The sequence below is a fragment of the Ketogulonicigenium vulgare WSH-001 genome (genome assembly GCF_000223375.1).
GTDB classification, from domain to species: domain Bacteria; phylum Pseudomonadota; class Alphaproteobacteria; order Rhodobacterales; family Rhodobacteraceae; genus Ketogulonicigenium; species Ketogulonicigenium vulgare.
The window spans coordinates 307,927-321,422 of sequence record NC_017384.1; the positions used below are offsets into that span (position 1 = coordinate 307,927).

Here is a 13,496-nt window from a genome sequence, read left to right on the forward strand (position 1 = left end):
GGGTCTGGTTTGTGACAAGCGCGCCGAAATTGCAATGGGGAGTTGCCCGGATGAAGCTGTCATTCACCCTGACCGACGCGCCTGACGCCGCCATGCGTGATCGGTTGGGCGCGGCGCTGGCCGCCTTTAACGCGGGCGATGCCGGCCCGTCTGAAAAGCGCGATTTGGTGATTTTTGTGCAGGACGAGGCGGGTGTGCTGCGCGCAGGTCTGAACGGCTTTACCGCTTGGGGGTGGCTCTATACGCAATGGCTGTGGGTGGACGAGGCCGCGCGCGGGCAGGGCATGGCGCGCCGCCTGCTGGACATGGCCGAGGCCGAGGCGCGGGCGCGCGGCTGCCACGGCGCCTGGATCGATACGTTCAGCCCGCATGCGCTGCACGTCTACCAGCGCGCGGGCTATGCGGTCTTTGGGGTGCTGCCCGATTTTCCACCGGGCCGCGCGCGGTCGTTCTTGCAAAAAAGCCTTTAGGGCGCCAGGCGACCGCCTGTCAGCGGCTGCGGCGCGCCGGTGGTGGTCGGAAAGCTAATCGGCAACCCGCGCAGCACTCGCACGGCAAGGAAAGCAAAGCATTCCGCCTCGACCGCATCGCCGCGCCAGCCCAGATCCTCGGCGGGGCGGGCGGTGACGCGGGCGCGTTCCTCGATCATGCGCATCAGCGTCGGATTATGCCGCCCGCCGCCCGAGACGAATATGTTTGAGGGCCGATGCGGCAGCATATCCAGTGCGCGGCCAACGGCACCGGCGGTAAAAGCGGTCAGGGTCGCCGCGCCATCTTCCAAGGACAGGCCCTTGGCCATATCGGCGGTAAAGTCAAAGCGATCCAGCGATTTGGGATAGGCTTTGGACAGGTAGGGATGCTGCAGCAGCGCGCTCAGACGATCTTCGTCGACGTGGCCCGCCGCGCCTAGCGCGCCGCCAACATCCATATCGCCCGCGCCGTGCAGCTTGACCCAGTCATTCAGCGGCGCATTCGCGGGGCCTGTGTCGAAACCGATGACCTGATCCGCGCCATCCGTCCAAGTGACATTGGCAACGCCGCCAAGGTTCAGGATCGCCGCCTCATCGCGGGTATCAGCCCCGCGCAGCAGGGCGGCGTGATAGGCACAGGCCAGCGGCGCGCCTTGGCCGCCGAACTCCATGTCGCGGCTGCGGAAGTCATAGGCGACGCGCGTGCCGGTGATCTGCGCCATCAGCGCACCATTCCCGAGTTGCCGCGTCTGGCCAATGCGATCCGGCGTCGGCGCGCGGTGCAGCACAGATTGGCCGTGAAAGCCGATGATACCAATATCGGACATCTCCAGACCCGCCGATGTGACCAAATCCATGACCGCCTGCGACTGGGCGCGGGTCAGGACATCCTCGGCCTCGGCAAAGATCGCGGGCTCCGGCCCCTCGAAATTCCAGACGCGCGCGGCGGCCAGCGTTTCTTCCAGCAGATCACGGGTCGCGCGGGGATAGGGGGCGAGGGTATAGCGGCCGAATTCCGAGATCGTCTCCCCATCGGTGCGCAGCAGTGCCACGTCGATATTACCGTCCAGCACGGTGCCGGTCATCAAGCCGACGGACCAGATTGCCTCAGCCATTGATCAGATCTCCTACCTCTTGGCGCAGCGCGAAAATGCCGCTGTCGAAATGGCGCGTCGGGTGGACGCGGTTGGTCAGCAGCGTCCAGGCATGGCCGCGCGCGAAATCGACCCACAGGCCGGTGCCGGTAAAGCCGGTGTGCCCGATGGTGTCCTCGCTGCATTTGCCGCCGCCCGACCAGCCCTCAAACGGCTTTTCCCAGCCATGGGTGCGGTGGCCGGTCACGGTCTGCCGCATCAGGCGCACATCGGCGTCATCTTCGCGGGAGAGGAGATCGGCGGCAAAGCCCAGCACTGCATCAGCCGTGCCGAACAGGCCCGCATGGCCCGATCCTTGCAGCGCCCAGCAGTTTTCGTCATGCACTTCGCCAACCAGAATGCGCTGGCGCAAGGTGCAATATTCGGTCGCGGCGGCATGGCTCGGGTCCGCAGAAAAGGCAAAGCCGGGGCCTGCATCCATCTGCCGGATCGTCTTACCCGCCAGCCGTTCCAGCGCGATGCCCAGCAGGATGTAGTTGATATCGGAATAGACCGGCGCCTCGAGCCGTCGCCATTCGCGTTGCAGCACAAAGGCGCGCAGGCGCTGCGGGTCATCGCCGTAAGTATAGATCGGCTCGACCGCTGGAAACGCCGTGGCATGGCCAAGGCAGTCGCGAAAGGTGACCTGACGCTCCCAACATTTGGGGTCGTATTGACGGAAATCGGGAATGACCGAGGTGATCGGCGCATCGAGGTCGATCTTGCCCTGCACCGCCAGTTGCAAAATGCGCGCGGTGGTAAAGATCACCTTGGACACGGATGCAAGGTCGAACCATGTGCCCGTCGTCATCGGCCGCGCCTCCGGCACGGTCTGGGCGTGACCCACGGCGCGGAAATGGCGGGTGCCGTCACGGGTCACAAGGCCGAGCACCGCCCCCGGAATGCGACCTGTGTTAATGTGCTGTTCAACGGCGGCAAAAGCCTGATCGAATGGTGTCATACTTCACTTCTCGACATGTGATCGGGGCCGTGCTGCACCCATCTGGGCGCGGCAGGCTCGTATCCTTTGGGCCGGACCAGCGAGGGGATCTCGGTGGTGTTCAGCGCGAAATCCTGATGGCGGCGGTGCGTCGATGGCACGGCAGCGATCAAGTGCTGGGTATAGCTGTGCTGCGGATTTGACAGCACGCTTTTGGCGGCGCCAACCTCGACCATCTGGCCCGCGAACATGACGGCGACACGGTGGACGATGCGTTCGATCACCGCCATATCATGCGAGACGAACAGATAGGCGAGGCCGAATTCCTGTTGCAGATCCACCAGCAATTCCAGCACCTTGGCCTGCACGGATACATCCAGCGCCGACACCGCCTCGTCCAGCACCAGCACTTTGGGGTTCAACATCAGCGCCCGCGCAATACAGATGCGCTGGCGCTGCCCGCCAGAGAACTGGTGTGGATAGCGGGTCAGGCTATCTTCGGGCAGGCCGACGCGGGCAATCAGCCGCTGCATCTGCGCGCGATCGGCATCGCTTAGGGTCTTGTTGCGGGCGATGACAGGTTCCGCCAGAATTTCCGCCACTTTCAGACGCGGGTTCAGCGAGGCATTGGGGTTTTGGAACACCATCTGCACCGCGCCATCCGCGTTGCCGCGCACTTCGCCGCGCAACACCGGCACAAGGTTCAAGATCGCGCGGGCGGTGGTGGATTTGCCCGAGCCGCTTTCGCCGACAATGCCCAATGTCTCGCCGCGGCGCAGGGTAAAGCCGATCCCCTCGACCGCATGGACCGCGCCCGCGCTGCGGCGCAAAAAGCCGCCCGAGACCGGAAAGCGCACGGTCAGCCCATCCACATCCAGCAGCACGGGCGCGGCCGCGTCATTGTCATGCCTGACGGCATCGCCGCCCGCGAAATGCGGCACGGCGCGCAGCAGATGCTGGGTATAGGGATGCTGCGGCGCGTCCAAAATCTGATCCAGCGCGCCATATTCCACCGCAACGCCGTTCTGCATCACCATCACCTTATCCGCGATGGCGGCGACAAGGCCGATGTCATGGGTGATGAAAATCATCCCCATACCCGAGGCGCGCCCCAGCTCGGCCAGCAGGGCCATGACTTGGGCCTGCGTCGTCACATCCAGCGCGGTTGTCGGCTCGTCCGCGATCAGTAGGCGCGGGTTGCAAGCCAGCGTCATTGCGATCATCACGCGTTGCAGCATCCCGCCCGACAGCTGATGCGGAAAGTTGCGCAGCCGCCGCGCCGCATCGGGAATGCGCACGCGCTCCAGCGCTTTTTGCGCCGCTGCCATCGCCGCTGCGCCATGCAAGGCGTGGTGCAGACGAAAGGCCTCGGCCACCTGTTCGCCGATGGTCAGCACGGGGTTCAGCGAGGTCATCGGCTCTTGAAAGATCATGCCGATTTCCGCGCCGCGCAATGTCTCCATCACGCTTTCGGGGGCGGTGGCGATATCAACCTGGCTTCCGTCGCGGCGGGTGAAGTCAATCGCGCCGCCCAGCACTTGACCGCCTGCAAAATCCACCAGCCGGTTCACCGCGCTGCAGGTGACCGATTTGCCCGATCCGCTTTCGCCGACAATCGCCAGCACCTCGCCTGCGGCAAGGTCGAAACTGACGCCGCGCACAACCTCGGTCACGGATTTGCGGCCAAAGCCGACCCGCAGGTCTTTCACTGAAAGCAGGGTCATGCCGTCCGCTCCTGCGCGCGCGGGTCAAGGATATCGCGGAGCGCATCCCCCAAAAGGTTAAATCCAAGGATGATCAGCATGATCGTCAGCGCCGGAAAAGCCATCATCCACGGTGCCATCTCCATCATATTGCGGCTTTCCGACAGCATCAGCCCCAGGCTGGGGGCGGGGGGCTGCACGCCAAGGCCTAGGAACGAGAGGCCCGCCTCGGTCAGAAAGGACCACGCCAGCGCCAGCGTCACCTGCACCGTCAAAGGCGCGATCAGGTTCAGCATCAGGTGGCGGCGCAGGATATAGCTGCGGGACGAGCCAAAGGTGCGCGCCGCATCGACAAAATCGCGCGATTTCAGTGACAAGGCAGGGCCGCGCACCACGCGGGTAAAGATCGGCATATAGACCAGCGCAATGGCAAAGATCGACGTCCACAGCCCCGCGCCCAGCACGGTGATGATCAGCATCGCCAGCAGGATCGACGGAAAGGCCAGCAGCACATCCATGCCGCGCATAATGCCGCCATCGGTATTGCCGCCAAACCATGCGGCCAGCAGCCCCAGCACCGTGCCGATCACCGCCGCAATCGCGACAGAGGCAAAGGCGACGATAAAGCTTTGTCCCACTGCCATCATCAACCGGCTAAGGACATCGCGCCCGAATAGATCGGTGCCCATCAGGTAGGTGCCATTTGGCGCGCGCATCCGATCAATGCGGAATTGCTGCAAGGGATCATGCGGTGTCAGGCCCGTCAGGCCCATGACCGCCAGCACCAAAAACACCAGCACGATCAGCCCGCCGATACGGCCGCTGGGGTGTTGCCAGATACGTTTTAGCATATCAGCGCCCCTCCAGCCGGATGCGGGGATCTAGTGCGACATAAAGCAGATCGACCAGCAAATTTACCACCAGAAAGTTCAGCGCGATGAACAGGATAGATCCCTGTACCATCGCATAGTCACGTTGCCCGATTGCCTCCAGCACCACACGTCCAAGGCCGGGCAGGGCAAAGATCTGCTCAACAATCACCGCGCCGCCCAGCAGATAGCCGAACTCGACCCCGCTGAGGGTCACAACAGGAATCAGTGCATTGCGCAGCGCGTGTTTCCAGATCACGTTGCGCCGCTTGACGCCCTTGGCGCGGGCGGTGCGGACGTAATCCTCGCCCAAAACATCCAGCATGGACGAGCGCGAAATCCGCGTGACCGAAGCGGCAAATGAAAACCCAAGGATCAGCGCAGGCAGCGAGAGCTGCGCCAGACTGCCCAGCGGGTCATCCAAAAACCTGACCGGCCGCCCCATGACCGGCAGGATGCCAAAGCCTGCCGACAGGATATAGATAATCACAAGCCCGATGACGAAATTCGGCGTCGATTGCCCGATCATCGCCACGATGCGCAGGATGATGTCCGACAGTCGATCTTGGCGCGTGGCCGCGTAAATCCCCGCAGGCAGGCCGATGATCAGGGCGATCACCAGCGACATGACCGCCAGTTGCAGCGTCATCGGAAAGCGGTCGCCGATCACATCCAGCACCGGGCGACCAAAGGTCGTGGACAGGCCGAAATCGCCCTGCACCACGCCCCAGATCCACCGCCCGTATTGGACAAACCAATTCTGGTCGATGCCGAAATAGGCGGCCAGCGACGCGCGCTGGGCCGGTGTCAAAAGCCCCGATTCCGTTCCCAGCATCGCCGTGATCGCATCGCCGGGTATCAGGCGGATCGCGACGAAGACCAGGATCGAGACACCCAGCATGATCAGCGGGAAGGTGACCAGCCGGCGTAGGAAATATGTCATCGGGGCTTCTGCCTGATTAGTTCAAAGTAACGCTGGACAGCGAGAACAGCGAGCCCTGCGGCGTCGGCACAAAGCCCGTCACATTGTCGCGCAGCGCCGAATAGGCATAGGCGGTGTACAGCCAAACCCATGGCGCAGCCTCGGCCAGGTGGGCCTCGAACGCGGCGAAAATCTCGCGCCGGGCGTCCAGATCAGATTCCGCGCGACCCGCCTGCATCAGCTCGTCCAGTTCATCATCGATATAGCCCGCGACGCCCTGCAGGTTGCCTGCCTTTGTCCAATAGCGGTTATACATGGTGAACGGATCGGGCTGGCCGCCGTTCAGCGCGACCGCCATATCGAAATCACCCTTCAGCCAGGTGTCGACATAGACGCTCAGCTCCATCATCTTGATGTCGATGCTGATGCCGATCTCGGCCAGTTGCGACTGGATCACCTGCGCCTCGGATGCGGCGGTGGGCGGCTCGCCGGTGGCAACGACGACGGTTGTCGAGAAACCATCGGCAAAGCCCGCCTCGGCCATCAGGGCACGGGCCTGTTCGATATCCTGTTCATAGCAGAACAAATTGGCGGGATCGGTGCGATAGGCGGGCATGGTGAGGGGCCCAGTGACGCTGCCTTCGCCGATCATGGCGGTGTCCAGCACGTCCTGGCGGTCGATGGCGCAGGAAATCGCCTGACGCACGGCCAGATTATCAAACGGGGGGCGCGAGGCATTCAGTTGCAGCACATGATACGACAATTGCGGCGTGCGGTTCAGGGTCAGACCCGCTTGGCTGGGCACCAGCGTCGCGATCAGCGGATCGTTCAGCAGCGCGAAATCCGTCTGTCCCGCGCGCAGCGAGGCAAGGATCGCGGATTCGTCAGGCAGCACCGAAATCTCTATCCCGTCATAGCTGACATCGCCGCCCGCCCAATGTTCATTGACGCCAAGGCTGGCGCGGCTGTTCGGCTCCCACGCGGTCAAGGTGAACGGGCCCGAACCCACGACCGACGTGCCGACCGAGCCATCGGCGATCGCCGCCGCTGGCACGATCGAGGCATTGGCCGATGACATCGCCGTCAGCAGCGGCACATCGGCCAGCGACAGGTTGAACACCACGGTCAGATCGTCGGGTGTGTCGATGCTGGCAATGGCGCCGAAATTCGCGCGCGCCGAGGCGCCGGTTGCCTCGTCCAAAATCCGCTCGAACGTGGCTTTGACGTCGGCCGCGGTGACCTGCGTCCCGTCCGAAAATTTCGCATCCGGGTCAAGTTTGAAGGTCAGCGTCTGGGAATCATTGGTGAATTCCCAGCTTTCGGCAATAGCGCTTACGATGTTCAGATCGGCGTCAAGGCGCACCAGCGGCTCGTAGACCAGCTCCATTAGGCGCAGCGACGGGAAGGCGGTTTGCTTGTGCGGGTCGATGCCGGTCGCATCCTGCGCCCAGGCAAAACGCAGCACTTCGGCGCTGGCAGGCATGGCGGCCAAGGCGCCGCAGGCGGCCAGTGCAAGGCCGGACAGACGCGTAGCGTTCAAAAATGTCATTATGGGTCCCCTCCGCGGACAGTTGGGCAGGGGCCGATGTTAGACTCGGCGCCCGTGAATGCCTGCGCCAAGTTTGGCACAGGCCGCAGGCGTCGTCACGGGGTCAGTTCGCCCAGTTACGCTTGCGCGTGGTGCGGCCGATGCCGGGGTTCATCGTATTGGTCGGGTCAAGGCTGCGATAGAAATCCACCAGTGCGGGTTTCGCATCATAAAGATGCCCGACGTTATGTTCGGACGGGAATTCAACGCCCCGCGCCGCCAGATGCGCGATAATATCCGCCTCGACCTTGTGCCAGTCCCAGCCCTTTTTGATCGCGTAATCATAGTGGAACACCATGCACAGGAAGTGACCGGCGGCCATCGTCATCTCGATCGCGGGGCGCACCTCGACGGGCAGATCCTCGCGCCAGTCGTCAATGTTGCGGGGCAGGGCCATGTCCAGCGAGACAAGGTTATCCAGCCTTTTGTGATGCACAGCGCGATAGCGGACCGACGATCCCGCGACCGCATAGCGGTGACGAAAGGCGGCGTCAGCCTCGTCATCCGTGCATTCAAAGAAATCGCCGGTGGCATTCGGGAAACGGGCGGCAAGCCAAGCGCGGGCCTCGTCAATGCCGGTGCCATCCATGCGCAGCAGGATGTGGTGTTCGTATTTGGCGGCGAAGTCGTTCATCCGCTTGGGCAGGTGGTTCGGCAGGATACCCATCAGCCCGTTCAGCATCACATCTGACAGATTATCGCCCAGTCCGATGCGTTTTGTGAACGCGTCAAAGCCTGATTTCAGGCGATAAAGCGTGCTCATCCGCTCGGTCCCTGCGTATTTCAGCGCGAGGAAAATGTCCTTGCCGTATTTCACCGCTAGCTCATAGGCGTCGCGGCGGATGTATTCGCCTGCGACCGGCTGCGTCTGGAATGCGGTCAGCACGGCGCGGCGCAGATCCGAGAGTTCATTGGAATCGTTCGATCCGATGTAGAACACTTTGCTGGGGCCGCCCGAGGGGAAAGTGTCCAGCCGCACCGCAAAGACACACAGCTTGCCTGCGCTGCCCGACGCCTCGTCCAGCAGGCGCGGGTCGTTGTTGTAGCGCGCAGGCGTCGGCGCATCCAAATCGCGGACGATCTGCGCATAATCGGGGTCCGAGGCGCGCTTGCCCGCGTCGAACAGCACATCGGTCGCATCGTAATCGCCCGCATCCAGCCGCGCGAGGATCGTCTCGGCCGCCTCGCCAAGGGTGATGTCGAGGTGGTTGACCAGTTCAGCGCGGCCATCCGCTGTCACCCGCGCATAAAGCGCCAGCTGCGTATAGGCCGGCCCGCGCCGGATCAGCGCGCCGCCCGAATTGTTGCACACGCCGCCCACGACAGTCGCGCCGACGCTGGTCGATCCGATCACCGAATGCGGCGCGCGGCCAAGGGGGCGGATGGTCTTTTCCAACTGGTGCAGCGTCGCGCCGGGCAGGCACAGCACCTGTTTGCCGCCGTCGATCAGGTCGATGCGGTTCATGCGCATCCCGCTGATGACGACAACTTCGCGGTCATATTGATTGTCAAACGGGGTCGAGCCGCCGTTCAGCCCGGTATTGGCGGCCTGCATAATGACAATACGGCCCGATTCCACGCACAGCTTGAACACCTGCCATTGCTGCAACAGCGATCCAGGCTGCACCACCGCAATCGCCGGGCCGTCGCCGAACCGATATCCGGTGGTGAAGCGCGCCATTTTTGCGGGGGCGGTCTGCACGAATTCGGCCCCGACGATTTTGGTCAGGCGGGAGATCAGCTCGGCTGCGGCGATATCGGTCATAATGGGCCTGCGTCATGGTAAATTACCTTGACTGGCTAGGGCAGCCGCGCCCCCCGTTCAAGGGGGAAAGCTATGCTACGCGCTTTAGAACCATTGCCCCGGCTCCATCAGCCCAAGGCTGAGGAGCTGCTGCGAGTTCCATGTGAATGGTACCGAATTGTGCCACATGAAACTTTTGATATCAAAGCGCGAGCCGGGATTGCGCCGCAATGCCCGCGCTGTGCGGAACGAGGCCATGACCGCCGTTGGGCTGTGGTGCCAGGGGCAGGCATAGGTGTTGTATTCTGGGATATTCAGCCGGTGATCGGGCAACAATTGTAGCCCGCGCTTATTGCGGAAAATACTGACACGGTCGATGCGGCGATAGCGGGGCAGGACATATTCCTCGAACCGCCAGCGCAGGCCACCAAAGAAATCCAACTGCCGTTCTTCATAGTTGTTTTCCTTGTCCTTGCGTCCCAGCGCATAATAGCCGGTGCGGTCGATATAGGCATCCGACAGGCTGATACCGCTGTCGGTGCGCTGCAGGTCGCCCGGATATAGGTCGATCACATAGGTCAGCACGCTGTCGCGGCGTTCTTCGGCACAAAAGGTCGTCAATTCGGCGATCGTGCGATGTTCGCTAAAGGCATGGAACAAATATTCGGCATTATAGCTATAGTAGAACCAAACCTTTTCAGGCGCCGCATCCAGCAGCCGGTTTACGGCCAGCGGCAACCCGTTTTCCGTGAACACATCATATTCGATGTAATGCACCAGATCCGACAGTTCGGGGGCGATGACAAAGGATTTATGGCCGAAAACAATCAATACCTTAGGCCCGCGGGCAAGGTGATGGCTGATCGTGCTGTCGATCTCGATATTATCGTCGGCATAGATGATGCCGATGGGGCCTTTGGCCAATACGGCGCTGGCCCCGGTAAGAAAGTGATCGACGCTGGCGTAGCGCATGGCTGACCTTTGCTGCAACTTTAGATTGCTTGAACAAGTGATCGCCCAAAGGCCAAAGCATTGCAAGTGTAGCGCTTGCAGATTATGGCAGGACTTTAGCACGAATTCAGGGGTAGAAACGGGCCCTTGATACGAACGATCAAGCGCGGGAAGGCCCTGTGATGGACAACCAAGCCGAGAAAACCAAAAAGCTGTTCATCAAGACCTATGGCTGTCAGATGAACGTCTATGACAGCGAGCGCATGGCAGAAACGCTGGGCGCGCAGGGCTATGTCACCACAGATAACGCCGAAGAGGCGGATATGGTGCTGCTGAACACCTGTCACATCCGCGAAAAGGCGGCTGAAAAGGTCTATTCCGATCTGGGCCGCCTGAAGCCGTTGAAAGAGGCAAACCCTCAACTGAAGATCGGTGTCGCAGGCTGCGTCGCGCAGGCCGAAGGCGCCGAGATCATGCGCCGGATGCCTTTGGTCGATCTGGTCGTCGGCCCGCAAAGCTATCACAATCTGCCCGCGATGGAGGCCCGCGTTCAATCGGGCCGCCGCGCCGTCGATACGGATTTCGAGGTTGATAAGTTCACGCAACTCAAGGCGCGTCCGCGCGCCCAGCGCGGCCCGACCGCTTTCCTGACCGTGCAAGAGGGCTGCGATAAATTCTGCGCCTTCTGTGTGGTCCCCTATACGCGCGGCTCCGAAGTCAGCCGCCCCGCCGATAAGATCATCGCCGAGGCGCAGGGTCTGGTCGAGGCCGGTGTGCGCGAGATTACACTGCTGGGCCAGAATGTGAACGCATGGCACGGGCAGGGCGCCGAGGGGCTGGGCGATCTGGTGCGCCGCCTTGCGCGGATCGACGGGCTGGCCCGTATCCGCTATACGACTTCGCACCCCAATGACATGGCCGATGATCTGATCGCCGCCCATGCCGAGGAAGAAAAGCTGATGCCCTATCTGCACCTGCCGGTGCAATCGGGATCGGATCGCATCCTAAAGGCGATGAACCGCAAACATACGGCGGAACAATATCTGCGCCTGATCGAACGCATCCGCGCTGCACGCCCCGATATCGTGCTGTCGTCGGATTTCATCGTCGGCTTTCCGGGCGAGACGGATCAGGATTTCGAAGATACGCTGCAGCTTTGTGCAGAAGTCGGCTTTGGCGCCTCGTTCAGCTTCAAATATTCGGCACGCCCCGGCACGCCCGCCGCTGAAAAGCCCGAGCTGCCGCCCGCACTGCTCGACGCGCGGTTGCAGCGTCTGCAGGCGCAGATCATCGCGCAGCAAAACGCCTCGCTGGCCAGTATGGTGGGTCGGACGATCCCTGTTTTGTTCGAAAAGAAAGGCCGGATGCCCGGTCAACTGATCGGCAAATCCGGTTACCTGCATGCCGTTCACGCCGATGCGCCCGAAAGCGATATCGCTGAAATCCGCATGGTCGAGATTATGGCGACCAGCACCAATTCGCTTGCCGGCCGTCTGGCCACCTAAACACGAGGCTTGCGCGATGCAGCATCAGGGGGCAAAACACCCCTATGGTGTTGCAATTTCCGCTATGGCCACAAAGGAGCACTGATTGTCACTGACGCCGCAGCCGCCCGGGCCGCATCAGCCCGATACGGGCGAGACGATCCTTGAATTCCCTGACAACTATCTGCTTATCGACCTGTGCGGTCAGCATGACCGCCATCTGGCCCTGATCGAAGATCGCCTGTCGGTGCAGATCCTGCGCCGCGGCAATCAGCTGTCGGTCGTGGGCGAGCCTGATGACCGCACCCGCGCTTGCGACGTCCTTGAGGCGCTGTACCAGCGGCTTGAGGCGGGTAAGGGTCTGGAAACCGCCGACATTGATCGCGAGATCCGCATGGGCAGCCCCGCCCAGCCCGAAGTGCAGCGCGATGCGCCTGCAGCGCCCCTTGGCGGCCCGCGTCCCTCGCTTGATGCGCCGGTCGAGATCCGCACCCGCCGCAAAACGGTCGAGCCGCGCACCGAGGCGCAAAAGACCTATGTCCGCAATCTGATGGACAACGAGTTGGCCTTTGGCATCGGCCCTGCGGGCACCGGCAAGACCTATCTGGCGGTTGCCGTTGGCGTGTCGATGTTCCTTGGCGGCCATGTCGACCGCATCATCCTGTCGCGCCCCGCTGTCGAGGCGGGCGAGCGTCTGGGCTTTTTGCCGGGCGACGCCAAGGAAAAGATCGACCCCTATATGCAGCCGCTTTATGACGCGCTGAACGACTTCCTGCCCGGCAAGCAGGTGCAAAAGATGATGGAGGAAAAGGTGATCGAGATCGCGCCTTTGGCCTTCATGCGCGGACGCACCTTGTCGAATGCTTTTGTCGTGCTGGACGAGGCGCAAAACGCCACATCCATGCAGATGAAGATGTTCCTGACCCGTCTGGGCGAGGGGTCGCGCATGGTGATCACGGGCGACCGCACGCAGGTCGACCTGCCGCGCGGCGTGACCTCGGGCCTCTCCGAGGCCGAGCGTCTGCTGAAGGGCATCAAGCGGATCAGCTTTAACTATTTCACCGCGCAGGATGTGGTGCGTCACCCGCTGGTGGCGCGGATCATCGCCGCCTATGAGGCGGATGACGAAAGGAATGCCGCGCGATGAACGTCGATTGCCTGATCGAGGAAACGCGTTGGCATGCCGTCGATCTGGATGCTTTGGCGGTCAAGGCGGCGGCGGGCGTTGCCGCCCGCCTGCAACTGCCGGCGGATCTAGAGATCAGCCTGCTCGCGTGCAACGACGCGCGCATCGCAGAACTCAACGCCGATTTTCGCGGCAAGCCAAAGCCCACGAATGTGCTCTCTTGGCCGTCCGAGGAACGCGGCGCGCGCACCGCCGGCGATATGCCGATGCTGCCGCAAGCGGGCGATGACCCCGAGATCGGCGATATCGCCATCGCCTTTGAAACCTGCGCCCGCGAGGCGGATGAGGGCGGCAAAGCGCTGGATGTGCATGTGACGCATCTTTTGGTGCATGGCTGCCTGCATTTGCTGGGATTTGATCACGAACGCGACGAAGATGCTGCGCTGATGGAAGGTCTGGAAACAGAAATCCTTGGCAAAATGGGCATCGCTGACCCATATTCGGATCACAACTAATTTTTCGGACGGGTGAAACCCCCGTCCCCCATCGGTTTCAGGAAGGAGACC

At 62.2% G+C, this 13,496-nt stretch carries 12 protein-coding genes; 4 read left to right on the forward strand and 8 right to left on the reverse strand.

The window, feature by feature from the left end:
* Window positions 1–50: 50 nt before the first annotated feature.
* A complete protein-coding gene (locus KVU_RS01455; protein WP_013383541.1) occupies window positions 51–470 on the forward strand; it encodes a GNAT family N-acetyltransferase in 420 nt (139 codons plus the stop codon).
* Here KVU_RS01455 and KVU_RS01460 read toward each other — a convergent pair.
* The 8 genes from KVU_RS01460 to KVU_RS01495 form a co-directional block, all read right to left on the reverse strand.
* Entirely contained in the window at window positions 467–1,585 is a 1,119-nt protein-coding gene (locus KVU_RS01460) for an anhydro-N-acetylmuramic acid kinase (protein WP_060486239.1), read from the reverse strand. The two genes, KVU_RS01455 and KVU_RS01460, sit on opposite strands and share 4 nt — an antisense overlap.
* On the reverse strand, window positions 1,578–2,564 hold the full coding sequence (locus KVU_RS01465) for a serine hydrolase domain-containing protein (RefSeq protein WP_014537496.1): 987 nt from the start codon (window positions 2,562–2,564) through the stop codon (window positions 1,578–1,580). The genes KVU_RS01460 and KVU_RS01465 overlap by 8 nt, the downstream gene beginning before the upstream one ends.
* Complete coding sequence (locus KVU_RS01470) at window positions 2,561–4,267, reverse strand: dipeptide ABC transporter ATP-binding protein (RefSeq protein ID WP_014537497.1); 1,707 nt, start codon at window positions 4,265–4,267, stop codon at window positions 2,561–2,563. The genes KVU_RS01465 and KVU_RS01470 overlap by 4 nt, the downstream gene beginning before the upstream one ends.
* Window positions 4,264–5,097, reverse strand: a complete 834-nt coding sequence (locus KVU_RS01475) for an ABC transporter permease (protein WP_014537498.1) — start codon at window positions 5,095–5,097, stop codon at window positions 4,264–4,266. Before KVU_RS01475 ends, KVU_RS01470 begins: the two co-directional genes overlap by 4 nt.
* Window position 5,098: 1 nt before the next feature.
* Window positions 5,099–6,058, reverse strand: a complete 960-nt coding sequence (locus KVU_RS01480; protein ID WP_013383546.1) for an ABC transporter permease — start codon at window positions 6,056–6,058, stop codon at window positions 5,099–5,101.
* Window positions 6,059–6,074: 16 nt separating this feature from the next.
* Window positions 6,075–7,586 carry an ABC transporter substrate-binding protein gene (locus KVU_RS01485; RefSeq protein ID WP_014537499.1) on the reverse strand — a complete coding sequence of 504 codons (1,512 nt, stop codon included), beginning with the start codon at window positions 7,584–7,586 and terminating at the stop codon, window positions 6,075–6,077.
* 103 nt (window positions 7,587–7,689) lie between these two features.
* Window positions 7,690–9,390 carry a D-lactate dehydrogenase gene (gene dld / locus KVU_RS01490; protein WP_013383547.1) on the reverse strand — a complete coding sequence of 567 codons (1,701 nt, stop codon included), beginning with the start codon at window positions 9,388–9,390 and terminating at the stop codon, window positions 7,690–7,692.
* A gap of 84 nt (window positions 9,391–9,474) precedes the next feature.
* Window positions 9,475–10,341: a hypothetical protein gene (locus KVU_RS01495; RefSeq protein WP_013383548.1), complete on the reverse strand. Its 867-nt coding sequence runs from the start codon at window positions 10,339–10,341 to the stop codon at window positions 9,475–9,477.
* A gap of 161 nt (window positions 10,342–10,502) precedes the next feature.
* Between KVU_RS01495 and miaB the strand changes: the two genes are divergently transcribed.
* The 3 genes from miaB (at window position 10,503) to ybeY (ending at window position 13,445) form a co-directional block, all read left to right on the forward strand.
* On the forward strand, window positions 10,503–11,825 hold the full coding sequence (gene miaB, locus KVU_RS01500) for a tRNA (N6-isopentenyl adenosine(37)-C2)-methylthiotransferase MiaB (RefSeq protein WP_013383549.1): 1,323 nt from the start codon (window positions 10,503–10,505) through the stop codon (window positions 11,823–11,825).
* Window positions 11,826–11,910: 85 nt separating this feature from the next.
* Window positions 11,911–12,951, forward strand: a complete 1,041-nt coding sequence (locus KVU_RS01505; protein ID WP_013383550.1) for a PhoH family protein — start codon at window positions 11,911–11,913, stop codon at window positions 12,949–12,951.
* Window positions 12,948–13,445, forward strand: a complete 498-nt coding sequence (gene ybeY / locus KVU_RS01510; RefSeq protein ID WP_013383551.1) for an rRNA maturation RNase YbeY — start codon at window positions 12,948–12,950, stop codon at window positions 13,443–13,445. Before KVU_RS01505 ends, ybeY begins: the two co-directional genes overlap by 4 nt.
* Window positions 13,446–13,496 lie beyond the last annotated feature (51 nt).